At 68.2% G+C, this 25,738-nt stretch carries 24 protein-coding genes; 15 read left to right on the top strand and 9 right to left on the bottom strand.

The window, feature by feature from the left end:
* Position 1 precedes the first annotated feature (1 nt).
* Positions 2–868: a tRNA pseudouridine(38-40) synthase TruA gene (truA, locus tag A5740_RS06605; protein ID WP_076192495.1), complete on the top strand. Its 867-nt coding sequence runs from the start codon at positions 2–4 to the stop codon at positions 866–868.
* 112 nt (positions 869–980) lie between these two features.
* Here truA and A5740_RS29290 read toward each other — a convergent pair whose 3' ends face one another.
* Genes A5740_RS29290 through A5740_RS06585 form a run of 5 tightly spaced genes read right to left on the bottom strand, consistent with a single transcriptional unit; the run spans position 981 to position 4,228 of the window.
* Entirely contained in the window at positions 981–1,109 is a 129-nt protein-coding gene (locus A5740_RS29290; RefSeq protein ID WP_256386349.1) for a hypothetical protein, read from the bottom strand.
* A gap of 36 nt (positions 1,110–1,145) precedes the next feature.
* The gene (locus tag A5740_RS06600) at positions 1,146–1,838 is read right to left on the bottom strand and encodes a cutinase family protein (RefSeq protein ID WP_076192493.1); all 693 of its coding nucleotides are present in this window, start codon (positions 1,836–1,838) and stop codon (positions 1,146–1,148) included.
* A gap of 24 nt (positions 1,839–1,862) precedes the next feature.
* Positions 1,863–2,528: a cutinase family protein gene (locus A5740_RS06595; RefSeq protein ID WP_076192871.1), complete on the bottom strand. Its 666-nt coding sequence runs from the start codon at positions 2,526–2,528 to the stop codon at positions 1,863–1,865.
* A gap of 35 nt (positions 2,529–2,563) precedes the next feature.
* Positions 2,564–3,244, bottom strand: a complete 681-nt coding sequence (locus A5740_RS06590) for a cutinase family protein (RefSeq protein ID WP_076192491.1) — start codon at positions 3,242–3,244, stop codon at positions 2,564–2,566.
* 15 nt (positions 3,245–3,259) lie between these two features.
* Complete coding sequence (locus tag A5740_RS06585) at positions 3,260–4,228, bottom strand: DMT family transporter (RefSeq protein ID WP_076192489.1); 969 nt, start codon at positions 4,226–4,228, stop codon at positions 3,260–3,262.
* 92 nt (positions 4,229–4,320) lie between these two features.
* Between A5740_RS06585 and A5740_RS06580 the strand changes: the two genes are divergently transcribed.
* Together A5740_RS06580 and eccB are read left to right on the top strand one after the other, a co-directional pair.
* Positions 4,321–4,872: a CGNR zinc finger domain-containing protein gene (locus tag A5740_RS06580; protein WP_076192488.1), complete on the top strand. Its 552-nt coding sequence runs from the start codon at positions 4,321–4,323 to the stop codon at positions 4,870–4,872.
* 65 nt (positions 4,873–4,937) lie between these two features.
* Positions 4,938–6,341, top strand: coding sequence for a type VII secretion protein EccB (gene eccB, locus A5740_RS06575; RefSeq protein WP_076192486.1), 1,404 nt, complete (start codon positions 4,938–4,940; stop codon positions 6,339–6,341).
* On the opposite strand, the gene mycP is transcribed toward eccB, so the two are convergent.
* Both mycP and eccD read right to left on the bottom strand, forming a co-directional pair.
* Positions 6,321–7,634 (bottom strand): type VII secretion-associated serine protease mycosin, encoded by a 1,314-nt coding sequence (mycP, locus tag A5740_RS06570; protein ID WP_371454730.1) that lies wholly within the window; start codon positions 7,632–7,634, stop codon positions 6,321–6,323. The two genes, eccB and mycP, sit on opposite strands and share 21 nt — an antisense overlap.
* A 26-nt stretch (positions 7,635–7,660) precedes the next feature.
* Positions 7,661–9,010, bottom strand: a complete 1,350-nt coding sequence (gene eccD / locus A5740_RS06565) for a type VII secretion integral membrane protein EccD (RefSeq protein WP_076192484.1) — start codon at positions 9,008–9,010, stop codon at positions 7,661–7,663.
* A gap of 122 nt (positions 9,011–9,132) precedes the next feature.
* Between eccD and eccCb the strand changes: the two genes are divergently transcribed.
* From eccCb to A5740_RS06545, 4 genes are all read left to right on the top strand, one after another.
* Entirely contained in the window at positions 9,133–12,864 is a 3,732-nt protein-coding gene (eccCb, locus tag A5740_RS06560) for a type VII secretion protein EccCb (protein WP_076192482.1), read from the top strand.
* Positions 12,858–14,018 (top strand): type VII secretion-associated protein, encoded by a 1,161-nt coding sequence (locus A5740_RS06555; RefSeq protein WP_076192480.1) that lies wholly within the window; start codon positions 12,858–12,860, stop codon positions 14,016–14,018. Before eccCb ends, A5740_RS06555 begins: the two co-directional genes overlap by 7 nt.
* 78 nt (positions 14,019–14,096) lie before the next feature.
* The gene (locus A5740_RS06550) at positions 14,097–14,420 is read left to right on the top strand and encodes a WXG100 family type VII secretion target (protein ID WP_076192479.1); all 324 of its coding nucleotides are present in this window, start codon (positions 14,097–14,099) and stop codon (positions 14,418–14,420) included.
* 12 nt (positions 14,421–14,432) lie between these two features.
* The gene (locus A5740_RS06545; protein ID WP_076192477.1) at positions 14,433–14,729 is read left to right on the top strand and encodes a WXG100 family type VII secretion target; all 297 of its coding nucleotides are present in this window, start codon (positions 14,433–14,435) and stop codon (positions 14,727–14,729) included.
* A 57-nt stretch (positions 14,730–14,786) separates the two neighbouring features.
* Here A5740_RS06545 and A5740_RS06540 read toward each other — a convergent pair whose 3' ends face one another.
* Positions 14,787–16,187, bottom strand: coding sequence for a DEAD/DEAH box helicase (locus tag A5740_RS06540; protein ID WP_076192475.1), 1,401 nt, complete (start codon positions 16,185–16,187; stop codon positions 14,787–14,789).
* Between the two features lie 276 nt (positions 16,188–16,463).
* Here A5740_RS06540 and A5740_RS06535 point away from each other — a divergent pair, with 276 nt between their 5' ends.
* From A5740_RS06535 to A5740_RS06525, 3 genes are all read left to right on the top strand, one after another.
* Entirely contained in the window at positions 16,464–17,729 is a 1,266-nt protein-coding gene (locus tag A5740_RS06535) for a GAF domain-containing protein (RefSeq protein ID WP_076192473.1), read from the top strand.
* Between the two features lie 108 nt (positions 17,730–17,837).
* A complete protein-coding gene (gene adh / locus A5740_RS06530; protein WP_076192471.1) occupies positions 17,838–19,361 on the top strand; it encodes an aldehyde dehydrogenase in 1,524 nt (507 codons plus the stop codon).
* Between the two features lie 86 nt (positions 19,362–19,447).
* On the top strand, positions 19,448–19,846 hold the full coding sequence (locus A5740_RS06525; protein WP_076192470.1) for a heme-binding protein: 399 nt from the start codon (positions 19,448–19,450) through the stop codon (positions 19,844–19,846).
* Positions 19,847–19,900: 54 nt separating this feature from the next.
* Here the strand turns inward: A5740_RS06525 and A5740_RS06520 are convergent, their stop codons facing one another.
* On the bottom strand, positions 19,901–20,599 hold the full coding sequence (locus tag A5740_RS06520; protein ID WP_076192468.1) for a (2Fe-2S)-binding protein: 699 nt from the start codon (positions 20,597–20,599) through the stop codon (positions 19,901–19,903).
* A 124-nt stretch (positions 20,600–20,723) separates the two neighbouring features.
* On the opposite strand from A5740_RS06520, the gene A5740_RS06515 reads away from it, so the two are divergent.
* From A5740_RS06515 to A5740_RS06495, 5 genes are read left to right on the top strand one after another with little or no spacing between them, the layout of a single operon-like run.
* Positions 20,724–21,152 carry a diol dehydratase small subunit gene (locus tag A5740_RS06515; RefSeq protein ID WP_076192466.1) on the top strand — a complete coding sequence of 143 codons (429 nt, stop codon included), beginning with the start codon at positions 20,724–20,726 and terminating at the stop codon, positions 21,150–21,152.
* Positions 21,153–21,161: 9 nt separating this feature from the next.
* Positions 21,162–22,880 carry a propanediol/glycerol family dehydratase large subunit gene (locus A5740_RS06510; RefSeq protein ID WP_076192464.1) on the top strand — a complete coding sequence of 573 codons (1,719 nt, stop codon included), beginning with the start codon at positions 21,162–21,164 and terminating at the stop codon, positions 22,878–22,880.
* A 1-nt stretch (position 22,881) separates the two neighbouring features.
* A complete protein-coding gene (locus A5740_RS06505; RefSeq protein WP_076192462.1) occupies positions 22,882–23,466 on the top strand; it encodes a propanediol/glycerol family dehydratase medium subunit in 585 nt (194 codons plus the stop codon).
* On the top strand, positions 23,466–25,325 hold the full coding sequence (locus tag A5740_RS06500; protein ID WP_076192460.1) for a diol dehydratase reactivase subunit alpha: 1,860 nt from the start codon (positions 23,466–23,468) through the stop codon (positions 25,323–25,325). Before A5740_RS06505 ends, A5740_RS06500 begins: the two co-directional genes overlap by 1 nt.
* Positions 25,312–25,674 carry a glycerol dehydratase reactivase beta/small subunit family protein gene (locus A5740_RS06495; protein ID WP_254849095.1) on the top strand — a complete coding sequence of 121 codons (363 nt, stop codon included), beginning with the start codon at positions 25,312–25,314 and terminating at the stop codon, positions 25,672–25,674. Before A5740_RS06500 ends, A5740_RS06495 begins: the two co-directional genes overlap by 14 nt.
* Positions 25,675–25,738 lie beyond the last annotated feature (64 nt).

The following is a 25,738-nucleotide window of genomic DNA, read 5'->3' as shown; positions in this document are numbered from 1 at the left end:
AGTGGACAAACCCGCCATCGCATCCGGTGGCGGGTTTGTTCGTCTTCGCCTTGACGTTGCCTACGACGGCACCGATTTCGCGGGCTGGGCGGTGCAGGCCGGCCAGCGCACGGTGGCCGGGGTGATCGACGAAGGGCTCTCGACCGTGTTCCGCACCCCGGTGGTGACCCGGACCGCGGGCCGCACCGATACCGGGGTGCACGCCACCGGCCAGGTTGCCCACGTCGACATTCCGGTCGACGCCGTCGCTCATGCCTACCCCCGGACCACACGTCCCGGCGATGCCGAGTTCGCCCCGTTGGTGCGCCGGCTGGCCCGGCTGCTGCCCACCGATGTCCGAGTGCGCGAGATTGTCCGGGCGCCAGCCGGTTTCGACGCCCGGTTCTCGGCATTGCGTCGCCACTACACCTACCGGCTGAGCCTGGCTCCCTATGGCGTCGAGCCGGCCGAAGCGCGGTTCGTCACACCGTGGTCCAAGCCGTTGAACCTTGAGGCGATGACTGCTGCGTCGAGAGAGTTGGTGGGCCTCAACGACTTTGCGGCCTTCTGTCGGCATCGCCCCGGGGCGACCACGATTCGCGACCTGCAGCGGCTGGACTGGGTGCGTGACGGCCACTACGTCACCGCCCACGTCACCGCGGATGCGTTCTGCTGGAACATGGTTCGCTCGCTGATCGGTGCGATGCTGGCGGTGGGGGAGGGCCGGCGTTCGCCGGACTGGACCGCCGGACTGTTGGGCGAGACCAGCCGGTCCAGTGATTTCGCCGCCGCGCCGGCCCGTGGGCTCACGCTGGTGCAGGTCGACTATCCGCCCGATGACGAAATGGCCGCCCGCAACGTTGTCACCAGGGACCTGCGCACGCTGTGATGTCTGACGGCAACCGCCTGGCCCCGCTGCGTATACCGTTTCAGACACTGCGACGACTGTGTATGTTCTCGTTGAATCCGACGGCGGTGGGGCGCGGTATCCGGCACGTTCGTCACAGTGTTTTGAAGCGGATATCGGGCCGGCTCAGCTCGCCGGTCGCCGGGGCTCGACGACTGGTGCGCACCACCTCGGCCGGTGCGCCGGCGTGCAGCGCCTGGCTACCCAGGAACGGTTGATTCATGGGCCCAGCGTCGCCGGGCCCACCGACGACTTCAGGTCAGAGCTTGCCCGCCACGAAGTCCGCGGCCTGGTTGACCATTCCACCGTCGATGTACGCGCCGGCCAGATGATCGGGCCAGTTGTTCTTCCAGGTGTTGGGATCGGCCGGGTTGCAGATCGGGTCGGCGCCATGGCACAGCTCGATGGTCCGGTCTGCGTAGATCGGGCTGAAGTTGCTGATGGGCCCCACCCACGCGGCGCCGTTGCCGAACAGCGCGACCGCGGCGATGTGTGAGTCGGCGCCGGCCGGCAGCGGAGTCTTGAACCCGAAGCCGGTGAACGGAACGGCCAGCACCACATCGGCGACCGCGGCGCCCAACGAGTAGCCGCCGATCACCAAGCGGGTGTCCGGGCAGTTGTTCATCATGTACTGGATGTGGCCGCTCATGTCGTTCGCGCCGATGTCGACCTCGGTGTCGGCCGGGTACTTCACGGCATAGACGCCGATGTTCTTGTCGACCCGCGAGCGCAGGGCATTGACGAAGGCGTTGCCCAGCGTGCCGACGCCGGCCGGCTCGGTCCGGCCGCGGGCGAAGACCACCTCGACCGGGGGACACGGCGCCGCGCCGGCCACGGCCAGCGAGCCCGGAAACACCGCCGAGGTGACCGGCAGGGCGGTCGCGACCGCCGCCAGGACGGCGCCTACAGAGATCCATCGCCGAAGTCGTCGGCCACCGGAAAGTTTGACCACCTAAGCGATCGTAGCGGACGCGGGCTACAGCAGGCCGGCGACGAAGTTCGCGGCGTCGTTGGCCGGGCCTTCGTAGGCGCGGTGCGCCGCAACGCTGTCCCCGTCGCCGCAGATCGGGTCGCCGGGGTTGCACAGGTCGATCGCCCGGGATCCGTACACCGGGCTGGCGGTCAGCGGCAGACCGAGTTTGGCCGACGGGTTCCCGAAGACCGCGACGGCCGCGACGTGCTCGGGGACGTTCGGCGGCAACGGCGCGGTGAAGCCGACGGCCGGGAACGGGACGGCCGCGATGACATCGATGACCGCGGCGCCCTGCGAGTAGCCGCCCAGCACCAGTCGGGTGTCGGGGCAGTTGTCGACCATCCACTGGATGTGGCCGCTGGCGTCGTTGGCGCCACCCGCCGCAGCCAGGAAGTCGAAGCTGGCCGGATAGTTCACCGCGTAGGCGCCCACCGAACGACCGCCGACCTTGTTGCGCAGCGAACTGACGAACGCGTTGCCGATCCGGCCGAGCCCGGGGGTGTCATTGGTGCCGCGGGCGAAGACCACCTCGATGTCGGGGCAGTCCGCCGCCGCCACCGCGAGAGTCCCGGTGGGCGCGGATATCACCACGGGCGCGACGACAGCAACAGCGGCGGTCAGTGCCGCCGCCAGGAATCCGGTGCAGCGACGAACAAGGTCAATGGCCACACCGAATCGTAACGTCTGCCGCTCAGGCCGGCCCGTCACACCAATCCGGCGATGAACCCGGCAGCCTGCTGAATGAACGGCGAGCTCTCGTAATGCGTGTGCGCGAACGGGTTCCGGCCGCCCGAACAGATCGGATCACCGTCGCTGCACAGGTCGATCGCACGGCCGCCGAACTGGCTGGAGGTCACCGGGATGCCGAACTTGGCCGACGGGTTCCCGAACACCGCGACCGCGGCGACGTTCTTGTTCAGGTTCGCGGGCAGCGGCGGGGCCGAGCCGACCTCGCCGACCTTGTTGCCCAGCGGCGGTACGCCGATCAGCATGTCGACGATCGCGGCGCCCTGCGAGTAGCCGCCCAGCACCACGCGGGTGGAGGGGCACTGCTCGGCCAGGGTGGCGACGCGGTTGGTGGCGTCGGTGGCGCCGTCGGCCGCGGCCATGAAGTCGTAGGTGGCCGGGTAGTTGACGCCGTAGGTGCTCACGGTGCGACCGCCGAGCTGGGCCTGCAGTGCGTCGGCGAGGGCCTGTCCCACGCGTCCGATCCCGGGCGGCTCGCTGGTGCCACGCCCGAAGATCAACTCGACATCGGAGCAGGGCTCAGCGGCGGCGGTCGGGATGCTCGGGGAGGAGACGGTGGCCAGGGCACCTGCGCAGACGATGGCTGAGACCATGGCGGCCAGCCGGAACGGCTTCCACAGAAAAGTCACGACCGCCATAGTCACACAGAATGGTTAGCCACGGCTAATCGTTTCCTCACCACGGTCGCCGTGGCGGGCGAGTGCGAGGCCGATCAGCACCACGGCACCCCCGATCGCCTGACGCACCGAGATGGCCTCGCCGAGCATGACCCAGGCGATCAGGACCGCGAACAGTACCTCCGAGAGCCCGACCAGTGAGGCGAAGCGCGGCTTGAGTCGGGCGATACCGAGAATCCCCAGGGTGTAGGCCAGCGCCGTGGGAATCAGGCCGAGCGCGATCACCGGTACGAGCCAGGCAGTTGCGTGTCCGGCGAGCGTCACCGCGTTGGCGGTGAAGGTCAGCGGCATCACACCGCTGAGGCCGAGCAGCGACACTGCCGCGGTCCCGACGATGAGGCCGCCGGCGGCCAGGCTGATCGGATTGAGTCCGTCGCCGTCGGTGCTGACCCGGTTGGACATCAGGAAGTAGCAGGCGGCGCACACCGCGGCGGCCAGGCCCCAGCCGACCCCGATCAGGTTGATGTGGGCGCCGCTGAACACGTCGAGCACCAGGATGATTCCGGTGATCGCCAGGGCCACCCCGCCGAAGGTCATCGCGCCCGGGCGGCGCCGTGTGGTGGCCCACATCCAGCCGACGACCAGGACCGGCGCGGTGTATTCGAGTAGCAGTGCCACGCCGACCGACAGGTGGGCCACGGCGTTGTAGTAGCAGAGTTGGGCGCCGGCGATGGGGAAGGCGCCGTAGGCGACGACGGTACGGGCATGGACACGCACCTCGCGGAGCCAACCGGGCCGCACGAGGCACGCGAAGGCCGCCATCATCAGCGCGCCGCCGGCGAGCCGGGCCGTGACGGCTGCGGTGGGGCTCCAGCCGGACTCCATCAGGGCTTTGGCGAACGGGCCCGATGCCGCGAATGCCAGTGCGGAACTGACGGCGAACATCAGTCCCGGCCGGAAGTGGTTGTCGGCAGTCGTGCGGTCGAGCTGGATCTCGGCGGTCATCGGTACACCTCCCCGGGGTCATGTCATGAGTAAAAGTCGCTATGGTAGTGACAGTAGGGTTGACGCTACGGCGACAGAGAGTCACGAGTCAAATGCTTTTCACGTATGACACCGAGCTCACGCTCCGGGCGGCGATGGTGCTGGTCAACAGCGACCGGGTGGCGGGCGAGACGCTCACCGACCAGGCCGCGCTGAGCGCCTATCTCGATGAATTCGGGTGGACCGGGCGGCGCGACCGCGACGAGGCCGAGTTGGCGGCCGTGCGCGCGCTGCGCATCCGGATCGGGGAGATCTGGGCGGTGGCCGACGACGAAGAGGAGACGGTCCGTCGGGTCAACGCCTTGCTCAGTGACACCAAGGCCGCGCCCTGGCTGACCCGACACCAGGAGATGCCGGAATGGCACCTGCACCTGGCCTCGGCCGATGACCCGCTGGCGCAGCGCATGGGCGCCGAGATGGCGATGGCGCTGGCCGATCTGATCCGCGGTGGTGAACTCCGTCGGCTCAAGATCTGTGCCGCGCCCGACTGTGAGGCGGTGTTGACCGATCTGTCGCGCAACCGGTCCCGCATTTTCTGCGACACCGGGAACTGCGGTAACCGGCAGCATGTCGCGGCCTACCGGCAACGGCAACGCACCGACTGACCAAGCGTCGAAATCGGCGCAATCGTGGTGTCCCGCCCCGGGTTAGGGTTGCGCACGGGGGACATATGGCACGGCGATCGGCCACTCGGTTACAGCTCAGCGGGCATCGATTTCTCATGCGGCGCCTGGCGCATGCCCTGGTGCGCGGTGACGCCGCGATGCTCGACGATCCGTTGCGCGCACAGGCCGTGGCCTATGGCACCGGCTGCGTGCTGGCGGCCGTCGCGGTCGCGGTGTGCGCGGTGATTGCCGTGGTGCGTCCGGGTGCGGCGCCGCGCGATGCGCCGATCCTGATGGCGCGGGAGACCGGGGCGCTTTACGTCCGGATCGACGACGTCGTACATCCCGCGCTGAACCTGTCCTCGGCCCGGCTCGTCGTCGGCGCACCGGCGGACCCGGTGGTGGTCGACGACTCCGCCCTGGCGAAGCTTCGCCGTGGTCCGCTGGTCGGGATCCCCGGTGCGCCCGCTCATCTCGGCCCGCCACTGCGCCTCGACGAATCAGTGTGGGCCATCTGCGATGTCAGAAAGTCCGCCGAGACCGTGCTGCTGGCCGGACAGGAGATCGCACCGCTGCCCGAGGGTCAGGCGCTGTTGGTGTCGGCACGTGCCCCGGGCGCGCCCACCTACCTGCTGGCCGATGGTCGCCGGGCTCGGGTCGACCTGCGCGATATCGCGGTGGTGCGCGCACTTCACCTCGAACAGGTGACGGCTCAACCGATTTCGCAAGCCCTGCTGGACTCGGCACCCGAAGTCCCGGCCCTGCGGGCACCGTCGATTCCCGGCGCGGGCACACCCGGGCCGGCTGCGCTGGGCAGTCTGCCCGTCGGCACCGTGATCCGCGTGATGCGCGCCGGCCCGGCCGAGTACTACGTGGTGCTCACCGACGGGCTGCAACGTCTCGGCCGGGTGGCCGCCGACGTCATCCGATTCAGCGTGGCGCAGCCCGATGCCGAACCACCGGTCGTCGCCGCCGACGTGGTGGCCGCGGTGCCGGTCGCCGACAGCCTGGCGGTGGGCCGGTTCCCGGAGCGGGTGCTGCCGGGTGCACGAGCGGTGATCTGTGCCCGCTGGAATTCCCGACGATCCGATCCGGACACGAATACCGCGGTGGCCGTGGCAGATTCCCTGCCCGAGGGCAGCGTTCAACTGGCGCAGGCCGACGGCGACGGCCCGAACATCGACCGCAGCCATATCCCGGCCGGGCGCAGCGTGCTGCTGCAGGCCACCGGTGTCACGGGAGACGACGGCGCGGGCGGCTTCACTGGCCCGCTGTATCTGCTCGACGACCTCGGCGTGCTGTTCGGAGTCCGCGACGGGGCAACTGCCGAGGTGTTGGGCGTAGGCACTACGCCGATACCGGCGCCCTGGCCGATGGTGGCGATGCTGCCGCGGGGGCCCGAACTGAACCGCGAAGCGGCCTCGTTGGTGCGGGATTCGCTGTCCGGGCTACCCGCGGCGCCGGCGTAACCGGCCGGCCGAGAACGCCAGTGCCGTCAGGACGGTGAGGCCCAGACACACCGCGCCGCCGCCGAACGCGATACGCCGCGCCCGGGAATCGATCGGGGCCGGGATGGCGGGGGCGACCGAAACCCGCGCCAGTGGTGCGGCCGGACCCGATGCGCCACCACCGCTGACCGCGGCCAACGCGTCGACCACACCATGCCCGACAAACGGATTCCAGCCATCGGCCGGGGTGCGGGCGGTGTCTTCGATGCGGCGCATCACCTCCCGCGCGCTCAGTCGAGGGAAGCGGGCGCGCACCAGTGCGACGATCCCGGCCACCACCGGAGCGGCGTAATTGGTGCCCGAGATCGGCGAGTGCCGACCGATGGTGTCGATCAGGTGCGCACCGTCGGGATGCAGGGAAATCAGGTTCTCACCCGGAGCGGCTACATCGACCCATGGGCCGGCCAGGCTGAAATCCGAAGCGGCGCCGTCGCTTCCGACCGATCCGACGCACAGCACCAGATCGTCGTACCAGCCTGGACTCGACACCGAACGCACACCGTCCCAGTCGGGCTGGCTGCTGGGTCCGGTTGGGGTGTCCTGCTGGGTACAGCCGGCTCCGACGTTTCCGGCGGCGGTGACCACCACGACATTTCGTTCCTCGACGGCGTATTCCAGTGCCGCCCCGAGTGCCCGGTCATCGGGTGCGGCATCGGCGGCGACACATGCCGGAGACGAGATGTTGATGACGGTGGCGCCGAGGTCGGCGGCCGTGCGCACGGCCATCGCCAAGGTCTCGACGTCGCCCACCCCGGTCGATCCGCCGGCCGGAGTGAACTTGTTGCTCGACTGGCGGATCGCCAGGATCACCGCCTCGGGCGCCACCCCACTGAAGCCGTTGTCTTTTGCGGCACCGGCGATTCCGGCGACGATGGTGCCATGGCCGTCGCAATCAGAGGTGCCGTCGCCGCGTGACACGTAGTCGCCACCGCCGACCAGGTGCGGAAGAAGTCGATGCCGGGCGACGCCGGTGTCGATCACGGCGATCGTCTGACCCTCACCTCTCGACAGCGGCCACACCGAGTCCAGATCAAGCGGCGTCCCGATGGACTTGGTGTTCTCGGCGTCGGATCGGTAACACGGCCGGCGTTGTTCGGTCCGCTGCGCGGGCCCCGGCGGTGCGGGCCGGGGGAGCAAGGTGGAATCGACGGCCGGTGGGACGACGGTTGCGGGCCCGACAGCTGCGGCCCCAACAGCGGTGGGCCCAACTGCATAGGCCGGGGTGATCGTCGCCAGCGGAACCCCGGCCACCAGAGCGGCGATCAATCGGCCCGCGCTGTTCACCACAACCCCATGTCACGGATGGCATCGAAGGCCCCGGCGAGCCAGCAGGCCAGCGGTACGACCGCGGCCAGCGCACCGTATTCCGCTGCATCGGCCAGCCGGGCGGCTACCGGCGTGCCGAACCTGAGCGGCCAGAGCCCGGCGAGTCCGGCGCCCACGGCCAACGCTCCGGCCCAACCGCCATACTCCGGCAGCCAGGCCACCATTAGCGTGAAAGCTGCGCTGAGACAACAGAATCCACTGAAGACGGATCCAGTGCGGCAGCGTCCGGATGCGTAGGTGCGCGTACGCAGCAGCAGGACCAGGCCGACAGACAGGGCGAAGGCCACCTCGACTGCGCTCACCTGCCGTAACCCGGCGACCACGAGGATGACCGTGCCCAGGGCGGCGGTGGTCGAACAACCGAGGATCAGTCCGACCAGGTAGCGGTGTCCGTCATGGGCCCGGGCATCGACGTCAAAACTGGTGACAGCGTGGTCTTCTGGTCCGGAATCAGGAACCGCGGGTGTCAGACCGGCAAGTGCGATGGACAGCCGCGGCGCCAGTGGTAACAAGCCGATGCCGAGTGCGCTGAGCACCGCGCCCGATGCGGTTGTGGTCAAGGTCCACAACACCGCGCCCGCAGTCGCAACGGCGATCAACCCGGCGGCGGTCACCACCGCGATCAGGATCTCCTTGTCACGCTCCGGCAACCGGAGCAGGACGGCGCCGAGTGAACCGGCGGCCATGGCAGCCAGAAAGATGTTCGCCGCGGCGGGCCCGCCCGGAACCACGAGGAATCCCAGGATCGCGGCAGAACCCACGGCGACGACGTCCACCACGGTGACCAGCGATCGATCGAGGCCGAAACGGTGCGCCGCCATGGTCACCGCACCCACGGCGACAGCGATGACCGCGGCGGTGGTGACGCGGCCCCAGCCGTGGCTGTCGACACCGGCCCACAGCGCCGCGCTGATGCCGACCGCACAGGCCCAGAGGCAACCCATCATACGAACGGTGGTGGGGATTTCGTCCTCGGGCGGGCGCGTGCTCAGCGCCGTGACCAGTGTCCGATTCGGCGCCGGGTGCTCATCGACTCCCGCCAAGACGAGCAGATCGCCATCGTGAATCCCGTTCTGCGTCAGCGTCGCCGACTCATCCAGGTGATATCCCCCCACGAGCATCAGGCTCCATCGTCTCGGCGTGCGATCGCCTGTGTTGACGATATCGACAATCCAGGGCAGCAACTCGCCGACGGTCAATCCCCTGGGCAGGGACAGGTCGACGGTGTCCCCGGAATCGGCCGCGCCCGACGAGCCGATCGACGATCCGCAGTGAATCGATACGTGACACAACGAGTCCGGCATCGCATCACCCCCCGGTTGACGCCGACACCTGTCACGGTATCCGACCCGGCGCCCGCCCTCGCACACGAATTTTTCGGGCCGCAAAAGGGAACCGAATACGGCCGGCGTGCGTCCAAACGTCGATGGAACCCACGTGCAGACCGCCGGCTCAGCTGGTGGTCGATGCCCCGCCGACGCTACCTCGTCGTTCACCGGTCAACCCGTTGACCAGGGTGTTCCCGATCGTGATGGTGGTGGCGATGGCCGGCATGATCGCGGTGTACGTGTCCTCGGGGGCCATGGCGACGCGCGGACCCACCGCGATGATGTTCCCGGTCATGATGGTGATGTCGGCGCTCGGCACCGTCATCTTCAGCTTCCGGGGCGGTGGTGGAACCGCCGAGCTGCACCGGGATCGTTGCGCGTATTTCCGATACCTCGACGGGATCGACACCGTGACAGCCGAGACGGCTCGTGTTCAGTGGCTCCAAGCTCATGCGGAGCATCCCGATCCGCGCCGATTGTGGACACTGGCTGCAGCCCAGCAGATATGGGGTCGACACCCCGAGGCACCGGAGTTCTGTGAGGTGCGGATCGGGGTGGGGCAGCGGCCGCTGTGGACACGTCTGGTCGTGGCCGATGACCGGTCGGGCCACGACGCGGATCCGGTGACGGCATCGGCTCTGGCGCAACTGCTTCGACGCCGGTCGACGGTGGAAGGCGCACCCGTCACGGTGAACCTACGCGAGCTCGGACATCTCGGCGTGGCGGGCCCGGTGGACGCGGCTCGGGCTCTGCTGCGTGCGGTGATCTGTCAGCTGGCGACGGCCCACAGCCCGCAACACGTGCGGATCGCCGCGGTTCTCGACGCGTCGGCGACGGGGTATTGGGACTGGTTGAAATGGCTTGCCCACCATTGGCATTCCGGAGCCGATCGGGAGTCTGTCCCACTGCGTGTCCGCCGGCTCAGCGAGCTGCCCTGCGCTGATCCGGCCGTGCACACCATCGTCATCGTCGATTCCGCCTCCACCGTTGTCACCGATCCGGGCCCGGGCGGTGCGCTCATCCTGTTGACGGTGGGGAGTGCCACCGAAACCGGCAGCGCCGATCTGCATCTGGACCTCGACGCGGAGGTTCCGCGATGCGGTGAGGTGGCGGTGCGCCCTGATCAGCTGACGCTGAAGGAAGCCCTCACGTGTGCCCGTAGGCTGGCGCGCCACCACGCCGCACCGGCGCCGGACTCGTCCGGTTGGCCGACGCTGATCGGTATCGACGATGTGGACCGGATGGTGCCGCCGGTCCACCGGCCACCTCCCCATCGGTTCCTGCGGGTACCCATCGGCCGTCACCAGGACGGCACCGCGGTACACCTCGACCTGAAAGAGGCCGCGCACGACGGGATGGGACCCCACGGACTGTGCGTCGGTGCCACCGGATCCGGCAAATCGGAATTCTTACGCACCCTCGTGCTGGGATTGATCGCCACCCACCCGCCCGAGGCACTCAACCTGGTTCTGGTCGATTTCAAAGGCGGCGCAACGTTTCTCGGACTACATCGAACCCGCCATGTCAGCGCGTTGATCACGAACCTGGCCGAGGAGGCCCATCTCGTGGCGCGGATGGCCGACGCCCTGGCCGGCGAGATGACCCGTCGGCAGGAACTGCTACGGATGGCGGGGAATCTCGCGAACATCGACGAGTACCGGAATCGCGCCGATCTACCCGGCCTGCCGGCCCTGTTGATCGTGGTCGACGAGTTCTCCGAACTTCTGCAGCAGCACCCGGACTTCGCGGAGTTGTTCGTGGCGATCGGCCGGCTCGGACGATCGCTGGGCATCCATCTGTTGTTGGCCAGTCAGCGGCTCGACGAGGGCAGATTGCGCGGGTTGGAAAGCCACCTGTCCTACCGGGTGTGCCTCAAGACGTTCTCACCCAACGAGTCGCGGTCGGTGCTCGGCATCTCCGATGCCTACGAGCTGCCCAACACACCGGGAGCGGCCTACCTCAAGACCCCGTCAGGCGAGATCATCCGATTCCAGACCGCATTCGCCTCGGCCGCACACTCGGTCGGGCAGCGGGTGGACCGGCGGGCCGGAGAAAGTGACATCCCAGCGCCGCGGCGCTTCAGCGTGTCCTGGGCGGTGTCCGCCCAGCCGCCGACGCCGCTGGTGACGACGACCGTGCTGCAGCGCGTCGTCGATCGGTTGAGCGGGCACGGGGCACCGGCACACCAGGTGTGGTTGCCACCGCTGCCGGCGGCCATCCCACTGAGCGACGTGCTGTTCACTGACCAGGAGCCGCTCACCGTGGCGATCGGGCTCGTCGACCGTCCCTTCGAGCAACGGCGTGATCGGCTTCTTCTGGAATTGAGTGCAGGCCAGGGCAATGTGGCGGTGGTCGGAGGACCCCAGTCCGGAAAGTCCACCACCGCAATGACCGTGGCGCTCGCCCTGGCGGCGTCGCACGCCCCGGCTGATGTACAGATCTACGGGCTGGACTTCGGCAGCGGAGCACTCGCCGCGCTGCAGGCACTGCCCCACGTCGGGGCGGTCGCCGGCCGGGGAGATCCGAATCTGGTTCGGCGCACGGTCGCCGAGTTGCAGGCGCTGGTCCGCGCCCGCGAGGACCGTTTCACCGCACTCGGCATCAGTTCCCCGGCCGAGTACCGGTCGCGTCGCGCCAGTGGCGATGTCGAGGATCCGTTCGGTGACGTCTTCCTGTTCATCGACGGCTGGGCGACCTTTCGCGGTGAATTCGATTCACTGGAGCCCGCGATCACTGCCCTTGCGGTACAGGGCCTTTCGCTCGGGGTGCACATCGTGGTGACCGCGTCGCGGTGGGCCGATTTCCGGCCGGCGTTCAAGGATCAGCTGGGTACCCGGATCGAACTGCGACTCGGTGATCCCGCTGAATCGGAGATGGACCGCAAGCGTGCCCGCGAGCTCGGCCGAAGCCGACCGGGACGCGGGCTCACCCAAGATGGCAGGGAGTTGCTCGTCGCGTTGCCCCGGCTGGACGGTACCCCGAGCACGACCGGGATCACCGCGGCGCTGACCCGGGCCGCTGACACGCTGTCTGCTCAGCACGAGGATGCCCGCGCCCCGCGAATCCGGCTGCTGCCGCCGCGGGTGCGCACCGATGAACTGCTGCCGGTGCGCCGGTGCCGCCCCGCGACCGAGGTGCTACTGGGACTGGGTGAACGTGAACTGGCCCCGGTGCTGATCGATTTCGCGGCCCACTCCGATCTGGTGATCCTCGGCGACACCGGCTGTGGCAAATCCACGGTGCTGCGTGCCCTGTGCAGTGATCTGGTGTCCGCCAACGACCCGGCGGACGTGCAGCTGCTCATCGTGGACTTCCGCCGGGCCTTGCTCGGTGCAGTGGAATCGGGGCATCTGGCCGGATACGCCGCCTCCGCCGGGGCGCTCGACGCCGCGCTGCCGGCAGTGCTCGACATTGTGCGCAGCCGGATGCCCGGGACAGACGTGACCCAGCGGGCGCTTCGCGACCGATCCTGGTGGACCGGCCCCGAGTTCTACATCGTGGTCGACGATTACGACCTGGTGGTCGCCGGCGCCGCGAATCCGCTGTCGCCGTTGACGAGTGTTCTCCCGTACGCCCGCGATCTCGGTGTGCACCTGATGGTGGCCCGTCGCTCGGGCGGTGCGGCTCGGGCCATGTTCGATCCGGTCCTGGCGGCGGTCAAAGACCTCGGCGGGATGGGACTGATGATGAGCGCCGGCCCCGACGAGGGCGCGCTGTGGGGATCGGCCCGCCCGGTTCGCCTTCCCCCCGGTCGCGGCTGCTTGATCACCCGTGGAGCACCCGATCAACTGGTTCAGGTTGCGATGCCCGTCGGGGCCGAGTCATGGTGACGACGGTCGTCGAGGCGGGGCCGGTGACGGTGCGCGGCCCGCGGCCGGTATCGGCTGTGCACGCCAGAACCGCGGTGGCCGGTATCGACGACGACACCGTCCTGATCGATGACGAGCCGGTGGCGGTGACGCAGTTGTGGGTCGAGATCCTCGATGCGGTGGGCGGCGGAGCGCTGCACGTCACGCTGGTCTGTCCGACCTGGTGGACTGTCGACCAGTGCCGGAGGGTGGCCGCCGTGGCCGAGACCTCAGGCGCCGAAGTGGTTGTCATACAGCGGTTTCAGGCCCTGCGGCGGTCGCTGACCGACGCGTGCTGTCCGGTGGTGGAGATCGCCGACGAACTCGTGGTGGTCTCGGGTGTCGAGGCCGACGTCGTTCCGCTGACCGTGGCGCGCCACATCGACGGTGGTGGCGACGTCGCCCCGGAAGCAATTGTGCGGGCGGTGATGGCCGTCGGAAGCGGCGCAGGTCAGGTGATCGTCGACGCACCACCGGAGGTGGCCGCGGCCGACGTTCTGGGTCCTGCCGTGGCGGCTGCACTGCGTGCCGCAGGGATGGTCGTCACGTCCGCCGATACGCGCACCTGGCACCGCGCGCTCACCGCGGCGATCACCCCGGTAAGCGAACCTGTCGGTGGGCGCAGGCCCCGAATTGGGCCGGCGATCATGGCGGCCGTCGCGGTGGCCGTGGTGCTCGGCGGTCTCACCTTGGCCGCTCAAGACCGGCACGGCCCGGCGATGACGCTTCTGGTCGAGGGCGGCGTCGGGATCCAGGTACCGACCGGATGGACGGTGCAGCGGATCGTCGACGGCCCGGGATCAGCTCGGCTGCAGGTCATTTCGCCGGCCGATCCGGAGGTGATGATCCATCTGACCCAGTCCGCGGTCGGTGACGGCGCGGTGGCGGACACTCTCCGTGAGGCACTGCAAGGCCAGCCCGCGGGTGTCTTCGTCGACTTCGATCCCACGGTGGTCATCGCCGGACGACCGGTGGTGGGGTATCGGGAAGTTCGGTCCGGTCGGGAGATCCGATGGGCCGTGTTCGTCGACGGTCCGGTGCGGATCGCGGTCGGCTGCCAGAGCCCGCCGGGTGACGGTGCGGCGGTCCGATCCGCGTGTGAGGCGGCCACCCGGTCGGCACATGCGGTGCGGTAGAAATCAGATGGAACCAAACCGGGCTGTGCTGCGTCGAATTGTTATATCCCGCAAGACAAGACCGGAAGGGCAGGACACATGCCACCAGGACTGACCGGGCCGTTGGGCACCGACTTCGACGTGATGACGAGCGTGGCCGGCCGGATCGACGTACTCAACGACGATGTCCGCGCCATGCTTGCGACGTTCATCGGGAGGATGAGCAGTGTGCCGCCGTCAGTGTGGGGTGGGGTGGCGGCAACTCGGTTCCGGGATGTGGTCGATCGGTGGAACAGCGAATCACTGACCTTGCACACCACGTTGGGCCGGATCGCCGAGACCATCCGCGCCAACGAACGCACGTTGCGCGCGGCCACCGACACCCACGCGCAGTGGCTCGGTGCCGTCGGCGACGGTATCTGAGGGGATCTGGCGATGAGCAACGTACTGTCGTACGACTTCGGCGAGATCGAGTACACGGTCCGCCAGGAAATCCACACCACGTCCAGCCGGTTCAACGCCGCCCTGGACGAGCTGCGGGCGCAGATCGCGCCGCTGCAACAGGTCTGGACGCGCGAGGCCGCACAGGCCTATGCCGTCGAACAAGACCGGTGGAACCAGGCCGCGGCCGCCCTCAACGAGATCCTGTTCGCCCTGGGCAATGCGGTGCGTGACGGTGCGGATGACGTGGCCGCCACCGATCGCGGCGCGGCCAACGCCTGGGGACTCTGAAGCCGGTGCGGTCCCGTTCGACATGGAGAGGCGAGCGGGACCGCACACTTTCTGGCTCTAGCGGCTTGAGCTGGCGTCGCCGGCCCGGCGAGGGCGTCGTGGCCCGCCGCGCTGGTGACCGCCGGAGCCGGAGCGGGCCGGGGCGGCGCCGGTGCGATTGCCGCCGCTGGGCCGGTTGCGACGCTGCTGCTGACCGGACTTGCCGGGCTGCCCGGACTTGTTGCCCTGGCGGCGCGGCGCCTGAGCGGGCTGCGCAGCCGGTTCTGGGCGGATCGGATCACCGAAAACCCGTTCCCCGGGCGCAATTTCACGAAGCACCGGATGGTCGGTGCCCTTCACCCGGGTGATGGTGGGCTTGACCCCGGCCTTGCGCGTCAGGCTGCGCACGTCGGAGACCTGGGCGTCGTGCATGATCGTCACCACGGTGCCCTCGTTGCCCGCACGGGCGGTGCGGCCGGACCGATGCAGATAGGCCTTGTGCTCGACCGGCGGGTCGGCGTGCACGACGAGGCTGACATCGTCGACGTGGATCCCGCGGGCGGCGATGTCGGTGGCGACCAGCACGGCCGCCGATCCGTCGGAGAACGCCGTCAGGTTGCGGGTACGCGCGTTCTGGGACAGGTTGCCGTGCAACTCAACTGCCGCGATACCGCGTGAATTGAGTTGACGGGTGAGGTTTTTCGCGCCGTATTTGGTGCGGGCGAAGACGATGGTGCGTCCCGGTGCGGCGGCCAGGTCGGCGACCACGTTGATCCGCGTCGAATTGTCCACGTGCAGCACGTGGTGCACCATCGCGGTCACCGGCGACTGCGCGGAGTCCACGCTGTGCACCACCGGCTCATGCAGGTAGCGGTCCACCAGGACATCCACTCCGGCGTCCAGGGTGGCCGAGAACAGCAGCCGCTGACAGTTCTTCGGCGTGCGGTCCAGCAGTCGCTTCACCCCGGGCAGGAAGCCGAGATCGGCCATGTGGTCGGCCTCGTCGAGCACGGTGATCTCCACCGCGGACAGGTCGACGTGGCCGGAGCGCATGTGGTCCTCGAGCCGCCCCGGGCACGCGATCACGATGTCGACCCCGCGCTGCAGGGCAGCGATCTGCGGGTTGGGTCCCACACCGCCGAAGATGTTGACCGAGCGCAGCCCGGTTGCCGCCGCCAGTGGGGCCAGCGAGGCCTCGATCTGGGTGACGAGTTCGCGGGTGGGCGCCAGGATCAGCGCGCGGGGCCGCTTCGGCGCCCGCCGGGTGTCGCTGGTGGCCAGGCGGGCGACCAGCGGAAGCAGGAATGCGTAGGTCTTACCGGAGCCGGTGCGGCCCCGGCCGAGCACATCGCGGCCGGTCAGCGAGTCGGGCAGGGTGGCGGCCTGGATGGGGAACGGCGTGGTCACGCCGTCGGCGGCCAGCGCCGCCACGAGTTCGGCGGGCAGGCCGAGATCGGCAAAGGTGGTCTGGGCAGACAAAAAACAACTCCGAAGAAAGTAGGCGACGTTCTGCTCGGCGCGGGTGACTCCCGCGGCGCTGAAAGGTGAGATCGAGATCGCGGCAAAGGCAGAACGAGCAAGCCGCCGTGACCCCACTATACCGGCCGTCGGGCGATTCACCGATTCGCCGGCGTGTGACCAGCCGGTGGCGTACGCGCAACCGGCAGGTCAACTATCCTGGCGGACACGCGTCAATGCCATATCCATGCCGGGAGCGTGATAGCGGTGGCCGCATCGAGAAACGCGGGAGGCCGGATGTCGACCCGGGCACAGCCCGCGAAGGTGCGTGCCATCCACGACCTGTTCATCGAGGGTCGGGTGGATGCCGACTATCTGGATTCGGCGCCGGTACGCCGCATCATCGCCGAAAGTTGGCAGCGCAGCCTGGCCACCGGCGTGGATCCTGACCTCGGGGCCAGGGCGGCAGCTGCGGCGACGGCGCTGACCGAGCTGCGCGAGAGACATCCCCTGGCACCCACCTTGCCGTTGATCCGGCGGCTCCTGGTCGAGGACGCCGTCGACGCCGGAGTGCTGGTGGCGATCACCGCGGCCGACGGCACGCTGCTCTGGGTCGAGGGCGACCATGGTGTGCGCCGTAAGGCCGAGGCCATGAATTTCGTGCCGGGCTCGGACTGGAGCGAGCGCACGGCCGGGACGAACGCGCCCGGCACCGCGCTGGCGCTGGACCGCGAACTGCAGATCCTGGGCTCCGAGCACTTCTCCCGGATCGTGCATCCGTGGAGTTGTACCGCGGTTCCGGTGCACGACCCGGCCACCGGTGCGCTGTTGGGTGCCATCGATCTGACCGGCGGTTCCAAGGTCGCATCGCCGCAGACATTGGCGCTGGTCCGGGCGACCGCTGCGGCGGTGGAGAACCAGCTGGCCCTGCTGCGCCTCACCACACCCGTCGTCCCCGCGACGGACGAGGGGGCGCGGCTGCGGGTGTTGGGCGCCGACCGCCCCCGCTGGCGGGTGCCCGACGCCGAGGGCCGACCTCAGGACAGCGTGCTGACCGGCCGTCACGCCGACATCCTGGTGTTGCTGATCCGGCATCCCGAGGGCTTGAGCGCCGACCATCTGGCGCTGCTGCTCGATGACAAAGACCTCGATGTCGTCACGGTGCGCGCCGAGGTGTCGCGGCTGCGGCGGGTCATCGGCGGTCAGTACATCGCGTCGCGGCCGTACCGATTGCTGGCCCCGGTGGCCAGCGACATGGGGGACGTGTACGACGCGCTGCAGGCCGGGAACGTGGCGGCCGCCCTGGAGGCGTACTCGGGGGCGTTGTTACCGCAGTCGGTGTCTCCGGCGATCGCGCGCCTGCGCACCGAGCTGCGTGCCGGCCTGCGTGAAGCGGTGCTGGCCGGCAGCAGCGTGCAATTGCTGCGGCGGTGGTTGGAGTTGCCCGACGGCCGCGACGACCGTCAGGGCTGGCGAGTGCTGCACGATCACGCCGAGGCCGACCCGGTGGCGCGGGCCCAGGCCCGCGGACATCTCGCCGGAATCGACTCCGAACTGGCCTGAATCGTCGGCCTGCGAGCCATTTCACGTGTGCAACTGTGCTGCAACGTACTGCTGGCTACCTTTAGTGATGACCGACACACGTCCGTGTCCGAATGCAGGAGATGTGCCATGACTGTATATGCCCGTCCGGGTGCCGACAGCGCTCTGATGTCCTTTGAATCCCGCTATGACAACTACATCGGGGGAGAGTGGGTTGCTCCCGCCGAAGGCCGGTACTTCGAGAACCCGACTCCGGTGACGGGACAGGTGTTCTGCGAGGTGGCCCGCTCCACCGAGGCCGACGTCGAGAAGGCGCTGGACGCCGCGCACGCCGCCGCGCCGGCCTGGGGCAAGACCTCGCCGGCCGAGCGGGCCGTCGTCCTCAACAAGATCGCCGACCGGATCGAGGAAAACCTCGAATCCGTGGCGCTGGCCGAGTCGTGGGACAACGGCAAGCCGATCCGCGAGACGCTGAACGCCGACATCCCGCTGGCGGTCGATCACTTCCGGTACTTCGCCGGAGTGCTGCGCGCCCAGGAGGGTTCGCTCTCGCAGATCGACGAGGACACCGTCGCCTACCACTTCCACGAGCCGCTCGGTGTGGTCGGACAGATCATCCCGTGGAACTTCCCGATCCTGATGGCGGTGTGGAAGCTGGCGCCCGCGCTGGCCGCGGGTAACGCGGTGGTGCTCAAACCCGCTGAGCAGACACCGGTTTCGGTGCTGTACCTGATGTCGTTGATCGGTGACCTGCTGCCTGCCGGCGTGGTCAACGTGGTCAACGGTTTCGGCGTCGAGTGCGGCAAGCCGCTGGCCTCGAGCAACCGAATCGCCAAGATCGCCTTCACCGGTGAGACCACCACGGGCCGGCTGATCATGCAGTACGCCAGCCAGAACCTGATCCCCGTGACGCTCGAGCTGGGCGGCAAGAGCCCGAACATCTTCTTCTCTGATGTGCTGGCGGCCACCGACGACTTCCAGGACAAGGCGCTGGAAGGGTTCACCATGTTCGCCCTGAACCAGGGCGAGGTGTGCACCTGCCCGTCGCGGTCGCTGATCCAGGCCGACATCTTCGACGAATTCCTTGAGCTGGCCGCGATCCGCACCAAGGCCGTGCGTCAGGGCGATCCGCTGGACACCGAGACGATGATCGGTGCGCAGGCCTCCAACGATCAGCTGGAGAAGATCCTGTCCTACATCGAGATCGGGAAATCCGAAGGTGCGCAACTGATCACCGGTGGTGAGAGGGCCGATCTGGGTGGCGATCTGGGCGGCGGCTTCTATGTGGCGCCGACGATCTTCACCGGGCACAACAAGATGCGGCTGTTCCAGGAGGAGATCTTCGGTCCCGTCGTCGCCGTCACCTCGTTCAAGGATTACGACGACGCCATCTCGATCGCCAACGACACCCTCTACGGTCTCGGTGCCGGTGTGTGGAGCCGCAACGGCAACACCGCCTACCGGGCCGGCCGGGACATCAAGGCCGGCCGGGTGTGGACCAACTGCTACCACCAGTACCCCGCGCATGCCGCGTTCGGTGGCTACAAGCAGTCCGGTATCGGCCGGGAGAACCACAAGATGATGCTCGACCACTACCAGCAGACCAAGAACCTGTTGGTGAGCTACGCCAACAAGGCTCAGGGCTTTTTCTGATCCACCGCCGAACGTTGGCTTGTGTGCGAACCCCCCGCAAAACTCGCATACAAGCCAACGTTCGCGGTCTACTTGGAGGGACATGCATGACATCGCTGTCGCTGGCCGCCGCGCAGAAGGTGCTCGACGCCGCCGTCGCCAAGGCCGAGGAGATCGGCCAGCCGATGAACGTCGCGGCGGTCGATGACGGAGGTCATCTGGTGGCGTTCGTGCGGATGGACGGTGCGATCAAGGCCAGTATCGACATCTCGATCCGCAAGGCGCGCACCGCGGTGCTGATGAACCTGCCCACCAGCGCGCTCATGGCGGCGGTTCAGCCGGGCGGTGAGTTGTACGGCCTGGAACAGACCGCGGGCGGGCTCGTGGTGTTCGGCGGCGGCATCCCGTTGGAAGTCGACGGGGTGGTGGTCGGTGCGGTCGGTGTCAGTGCCGGGAGTGTGGAGCAGGACGTGGCGGTGGCGTCCGCCGCGGCAGCGGCAATCTGACGGAAGTCGCGGCAGCGGCAATCTGACAGAAGCGCGGCAGCTGCCCTGTAGGCGTCACACCAGCACGCAGTCGCCGCAGTAGCCGCCGCCGGGTACCTGGTAGAACAGGCAGCAGTTGCGTCGCCGAAACCGTTGTCCCGCAACGTCTGCCGCCCCGCGTAGTGGCTCGATCGCGATCAGTGCCGCCACCAGTTCGCGGCCGCGCGGCGCGGCGTCGGGACGTGTCGCGCCCAGCACGGTGACGGCGCCGTTGGCCGCCGATGCGACGTTGCCCCACATCACCTGTGGTGGCAGGGAAACCGCCTCCCGCATCGTGGCGTTCAGCAGACTCAACACGGTTGCGATCAGCGACTCGGCGATGACGGCTGCGCCGCGGTGCGCGTCGGTCTCGGTCACCCACTCGACCCCACGGGATCCCAGCAGTGGTCGATGGGATGAATCCTGCTGCCAGAACACCGAATCCGGCGTGAGCAACGGGATGGCGTCCAGGCACACCGCGGCGCCGACGGCGGGGGAGAGCAGGCGCGCGGTGATCGCCAGGTGCAGGGAGGAGGCGGCTGCCTTGACCGGGATGTCGGCCGCGTCGATGCCGAAGCCGGATGCGGTCGCGGCCCGGGTGCGCGTCGTGTACTCGCGCAACACGGCCGGGTCACCGCACAGCGTTTCGATGGTCCGCCAGCCGGCCGCCTCAGCCGTCGGCAGGGCAAAGAACTCGCCGAGGGCGGCGATCGAGCTGAATCCCGGAACGTGCATCGTCGGGACAGGTTAGCCGCACTGACCTGCAGCGCAACCTTCATGCAACGTGATGCAGCGCACAATTGTCACGCGTTGTGTTGCACGCGGATAGAGAACCACGCCGAATCAGTTGGAGCAGTGAATGACAGAACCGACCCTCGATCCGTCGGCGGACTACCCGCTGAGCCTCAATCGCACGGACTTGCTGTTCACACCCAACGGCAAGCCGATCAACGACCTCACCATGGAGGCGGTGATGTCGGGCGAGGTCGAAGCCTCGGACCTGCGCATCACGCCGCAGACTTTGCGCCTGCAGGCGCAGATCGCCGAGAAGGTGGGGCGTCGCCAGCTCGGGTCGAACCTGCGTCGGGCCGCGGAGATGACGGCGATCAGCGATGAGCGGGTGTTGCAGATCTACAACGCGTTGCGGCCGAATGCCTCGACGAAGGCCGAGCTCGACTCGATCGCCGACGAATTGGACACGAAGTACGGCGCGGGATTGCTGGCCGGGCTCGTCCGTGAAGCCGCCGACGTGTACGAGCGTCGCGACATCCTGGCCACCAGCGAATAGGAGACACCGGTGACAGCAGCATCGCCCCAGCATTCCGCGGCGGGCCACCGCCGGCAGTCCGAGCGCACCAGGGTCCTCGAAGACCGGCCGGTGAACCTCGACGGCTTCGTCGAGGAATGGCCGGAAGTCGGCATGGTGGCCATGGACAGCGCGTTCGATCCGGCGCCGAGCGTGCGGGTCGCCGACGGCGTCATCGTGGAGATGGACGGCCGGGCTCGCGCCGATTTCGACTTCATCGACCAGTTCATCGCCGACCACGCCATCGACGTCGCGACCACCGAACAGGCGATGGCGATCCCGGCGGCAGAGATCGCCCGGATGCTGGTCGACCCCCATGTGACCCGCGAGCAGGTGATCGCGGTGACCGGCGGTCTCACCCCGGCCAAGCTGCTCGAGGTCGCCAAGACGCTCAACATCGTCGAGATCATGATGGGCATCCAGAAGATGCGGGCCCGTCGTACGCCGGCGAATCAGGCGCACTGCACGAGTGCGCGGGACAATCCACTGCAGGTGGCGTGTGAGGCCGCCGAGGCGTCGCTACGCGGATTCGCGGAAGTGGAAACCACTTTGGGTGTGGTGCGTTACGCGCCGCTGGTCGCGATGGCCCAACAGATCGGGAGCCAGGTGGGTGTCGGCGGCAGGTTGACCCAGTGCGCGCTGGAAGAGGCCACCGAGCTGGAGTTGGGCATGCGCGGTATCACCGCCTACGCCGAGACGATCTCGGTGTACGGCACCGAATCGGTGTTCGTCGACGGCGATGACACTCCCTGGTCCAAGGCGTTCCTGGCCGCCGCCTATGCGTCGCGCGGGATCAAGATGCGGTTCACCTCGGGCACCGGCTCTGAGGTACAGATGGGCAACGCCGAGGGCCGCTCGATGCTGTACCTGGAGATCCGCTGCATCCTGGTGGCCAAAGGTGCAGGCGTACAAGGGTTGCAGAACGGTTCGATCTCGTGCATCGGAGTGCCCGGCGCAGTGCCGGCCGGCATCCGGGCTGTGGCTGCCGAGAACCTGATCGCCTCGGCGCTGGATCTGGAATGCGCCTCGGGCAACGACCAGTCGTTCTCGCATTCGCCGATGCGCCGGATCGCGCGGTTGTTGCCGCAGATGATGCCGGGCACCGACTTCATCTGCTCGGGCTACTCGGCGCCGCCGAACTATGACGACATGTTCGCCGGGTCCAACCTGGACGCCGAAGACTACGACGACTTCAACACCATCCAGCGGGATCTGCAGATCGACGGCGGGCTGCGCCACGTGAACGAGGCCGAGATCCTCTCGGCCCGCCGCCGGGCGGGCAAGGCGCTGCAGGCGGTGTTCGCCTATCTCGACCTGCCGGCCATCAGCGATGCCGAGATCGAGACGGCCGTATATGCCCACGGCAGCCGCGAGCTGATCCCGCGCGATGTCCTGGAAGACCTCAAGGGCGCCCAGCAGGTGATGGATCGCAACATCACCGGGCTGGACCTGGTCAAGGCGCTGGAATCCACCGGCTTCTCCGATGTCGCCGAAAACCTGCTGGCGGTACTGCGGCAACGGGTTTCCGGTGATCTGCTGCAGACCTCGGCGATCATGACCCGTGACCTGACGCCGTTGTCGGCGGTCAACGACCGCAATGACTACGCGGGCCCGGGAACGGGCTACCGCCCGTCGGGCGATCGCTGGGAGGAGATGAAGCGGCTGCGTCACGTGACCAGCGCCGAGAACCCCGAGCAGGAGGTCCAGTGACATGGCAGACCGGACAATCACTTTCACCGGTGACACCACCGCGGCTGCCGGAACCCGCTCTGACGAGGTGGTATTGGCAATATCACCGGCCTTCGCCGACTTCTTCAGCCAGACCATCGTCGGTCTGCCCCATGCCGACGTGATCCGGCAGATCCTGGCCGGCATCGAGGAGCAGGAGGTGGCGGCGCGGTGTATCCGGGTCCGGCACAGCAGTGACCTCGCGGTCGTCGCACACGCTGCGGCCAGGTTGAGCGGGTCGGGTATCGGTATCGGCATCCTCTCTCGCGGCACGTCGATGATCCACCAGCGTGACCTGCCGCGGTTGTCGAGCCTGGAGTTGTTCCCGCAGAGCCCGCTGATGACTCTTCAGACCTACCGCCAGATCGGGTCGAACGCCGCCCAGTACGCCAAAGGCGAATCACCCGAGCCGGTTCCGACGCTCAACGATCAGATGGCCCGCCCACGCTGGCAGGCCAAGGCGGCGCTGCTGCACCTGAAGGAGACCGAGCAGATCCGTAAGCAGGCCCGGCCTGTCGAGGTGACCCCGCAGTTCGCCGAGCCCACCTCCGAGGCACTGGGGACCTGATGGCGGTGAGCGTTGTCGGTGTCGACATCGGCAACTCGACGACCGAGGCGAGTGCCGCGGTCGTCGCATCCGACGGGTCGGTGCGCTTCTGCGGTGCTGCCCTGACGCCCACGACGGGCGTCAAGGGCACCCCCCGCAATGCCGATGGGGTGACCCAGGCGGTGCTGCGCGCGTTGGACGCGGCCGGCATCCGGCCGGCCGAGCTGGACGTCGTTCTGCTGAATGAGGCCACCCCGGTGATCAGCGGCATGGCGATGGAAACCATCACCGAGACCATCATCACCGAATCGACGATGATCGGCCACGATCCGCGGACGCCGGGTGGCCGCGGACTCGGGGTGGGGGTCACTGTCGCATTCGCGAGCCTGGCCCAAACTGCTTGTGACACCGAGGTGATCGTGGTGGTGCCCCGCGACGTCGACTTCGAGGTGGCCGCCCGCGCGATCAACGCGGCCTCGGTCCGCGGCGTGCGGGTGTCGGGGGCGATTCTGGCCAACGACGACGCCGTGCTGGTGGCCAACCGGCTCGACTCGGTGATCCCGGTGATCGACGAGGTGTCGCGCATCGACGCGGTGCCGCTGGGCATGCTGGCGGCGGTGGAGGTGGCCGCACCCGGGATGTCGATCCGGACGCTGTCCAATGCCTATGGCCTGGCGACGATCTTCGGCCTCGATGCACCGGCGACCAAGGTGGTGTCGCCGGTGGCGCGGGCGTTGACGGGGAACCGTTCGGCGGTCGTGGTGCGCACCCCGGCCGGTGATGTCGCGGATCGGACCATCCCGGCCGGATCGCTCGAGTTGGCCGGCGCACACAAACGGGCGTCGGTCGACGTGTCCCGTGGGGCGCTGGAGATCATGACCGCAGTCGAGCGGGTCGCTCCGCTGACGGATGTCGCCGGTGAGGCGGGCACCAATGCCGGGGGGATGATCGCCAACGTACGCGAGAGCATGGCCGAGCTGTCGGGTCACGCCATCGCAGATGTCCGGATTCGGGATCTGCTGGCAGTGGACACCTTTGTGCCGCAAGAGGTTCGCGGTGGCGTCGCCGGTGAGGTGGCGTTGGAGAATGCGGTGGCCCTGGCAGCCATGGTGCGGACCAGAGAAAGCGGCATGCGGGCGGTGGCCGACGAGGTTCGCAACCGGTTGCTGGCGTCCGGAGCCGACGGTGTGCAGGTGTCGGTCGGTGGTGTCGAGGCGGAGATGGCGGTCCTGGGTGCGCTGACCACGCCCGGGACCGAGAAGCCGCTCGTGGTGTTGGACCTGGGTGGTGGATCCACCGACGCCGCACTGATCGAGATGGACAGCCGGGTCGAAACTGTGCACCTGGCCGGCGCCGGTGATCTGGTCACCAAGCTGATCGACGCCGAGTTGGGTTTGGACAACCTGGAACTGGCCGAGGAGATCAAACGGTTCCCGCTGGGCAAGGCAGAGAGTTTCTTTCATGTGCGGCTCGAGAACGGCACCGTGTCGTTTTTCGAGAAGCCGTTACCCGCTGCCTCTTTCGCCAGGGTCGTGACGCTGGGTGAGTTCGGAATGACCGCGATCCCGACCCGGCACTCGATGGATCGGATCAGGCTGGTGCGGCGCGCGGCCAAGGAACGCGTCTTCGTCGTCAACGCGCTGCGCGCGCTCCGCGCGATCGCGCCCGGCGGGGACCTGCGTCAGATCTCCTTCGTGGTGCTGCTCGGCGGATGTGCGCTGGACTTCGAGATTCCCGAGCTCATCGCCGACGCCCTGGCCCCGTACGGAATCGTCTGCGGTACAGGAAATGTCCGTGGCTCCGAAGGGCCGCGCAATGCCGTCGCCACGGGTCTGGTGGCCTCCTACGCCCGGACGGTGGAGGTGGATGTTGACGCGTAGCGGCGGGCAGCCCGACCCTCCGGTGATCGTGGTGATGAGTTCAGGTGAGCGCGAAGTCGAGCGGCAGGTGCTGGCCGGCATCGAGGAAGAAGGTGTTCCGTACACCGTATTTTCGGGTGACGACGCGGTGTCTGCGTCCGAGCTGGCGCGGTGCGCGGCCCTGCGGTCGCCCTTGCAGGTGGGGGTGGGTGTGGCTGCCGCCGGCGAGGTGAGTGTCCGACATGCCAAGTTGGTAGATCCATTGCCCGAGTTGAGTTCTGGTGCAGCATCCGACCCGGTGACGGCGCGGATTCTGGGGCACAACGCGGCCCGAATCGTCGTCGGCCTCCCGCTCAAACCTGACAATTGACACCGAAATTCGGCGTTGGGGTAGACAGGGCCGCGGCGGCGGGCAATACTCTTTCCTTAAAGGT

It is taken from the genome of Mycobacterium sp. GA-1841 (genome assembly GCF_001954135.1).
GTDB lineage: Bacteria > Actinomycetota > Actinomycetes > Mycobacteriales > Mycobacteriaceae > Mycobacterium.
Note: the sequence above shows the minus strand (reverse complement) of the source record. Positions and strands in the feature narration are given on the sequence as shown.

Bases quoted from the DNA above. Each gene is read 5' to 3' on its own strand.
- A5740_RS29290 (WP_256386349.1), bottom strand. From the start codon at position 1,109: ATGAATCAACCGTTCCTGGGTAGCCAGGCGCTGCACGCCGGCGCACCG.
- A5740_RS06495 (WP_254849095.1), top strand. From the start codon at position 25,312: ATGTTGACGCGTAGCGGCGGGCAGCCCGACCCTCCGGTGATCGTGGTG.
- A5740_RS06545 (WP_076192477.1), top strand. From the start codon at position 14,433: ATGAGCAACGTACTGTCGTACGACTTCGGCGAGATCGAGTACACGGTC.
- A5740_RS06520 (WP_076192468.1), bottom strand. From the start codon at position 20,599: ATGCACGTTCCGGGATTCAGCTCGATCGCCGCCCTCGGCGAGTTCTTT.
- A5740_RS06515 (WP_076192466.1), top strand. From the start codon at position 20,724: ATGACAGAACCGACCCTCGATCCGTCGGCGGACTACCCGCTGAGCCTC.
- A5740_RS06550 (WP_076192479.1), top strand. From the start codon at position 14,097: ATGCCACCAGGACTGACCGGGCCGTTGGGCACCGACTTCGACGTGATG.
- A5740_RS06580 (WP_076192488.1), top strand. From the start codon at position 4,321: ATGCTTTTCACGTATGACACCGAGCTCACGCTCCGGGCGGCGATGGTG.
- A5740_RS06590 (WP_076192491.1), bottom strand. From the start codon at position 3,244: ATGGCGGTCGTGACTTTTCTGTGGAAGCCGTTCCGGCTGGCCGCCATG.
- A5740_RS06525 (WP_076192470.1), top strand. From the start codon at position 19,448: ATGACATCGCTGTCGCTGGCCGCCGCGCAGAAGGTGCTCGACGCCGCC.
- A5740_RS06500 (WP_076192460.1), top strand. From the start codon at position 23,466: ATGGCGGTGAGCGTTGTCGGTGTCGACATCGGCAACTCGACGACCGAG.
- A5740_RS06505 (WP_076192462.1), top strand. From the start codon at position 22,882: ATGGCAGACCGGACAATCACTTTCACCGGTGACACCACCGCGGCTGCC.
- adh (WP_076192471.1), top strand. From the start codon at position 17,838: ATGACTGTATATGCCCGTCCGGGTGCCGACAGCGCTCTGATGTCCTTT.
- eccCb (WP_076192482.1), top strand. From the start codon at position 9,133: ATGGAACCCACGTGCAGACCGCCGGCTCAGCTGGTGGTCGATGCCCCG.
- A5740_RS06555 (WP_076192480.1), top strand. From the start codon at position 12,858: ATGGTGACGACGGTCGTCGAGGCGGGGCCGGTGACGGTGCGCGGCCCG.
- eccB (WP_076192486.1), top strand. From the start codon at position 4,938: ATGGCACGGCGATCGGCCACTCGGTTACAGCTCAGCGGGCATCGATTT.
- A5740_RS06535 (WP_076192473.1), top strand. From the start codon at position 16,464: ATGTCGACCCGGGCACAGCCCGCGAAGGTGCGTGCCATCCACGACCTG.
- eccD (WP_076192484.1), bottom strand. From the start codon at position 9,010: ATGCCGGACTCGTTGTGTCACGTATCGATTCACTGCGGATCGTCGATC.
- A5740_RS06585 (WP_076192489.1), bottom strand. From the start codon at position 4,228: ATGACCGCCGAGATCCAGCTCGACCGCACGACTGCCGACAACCACTTC.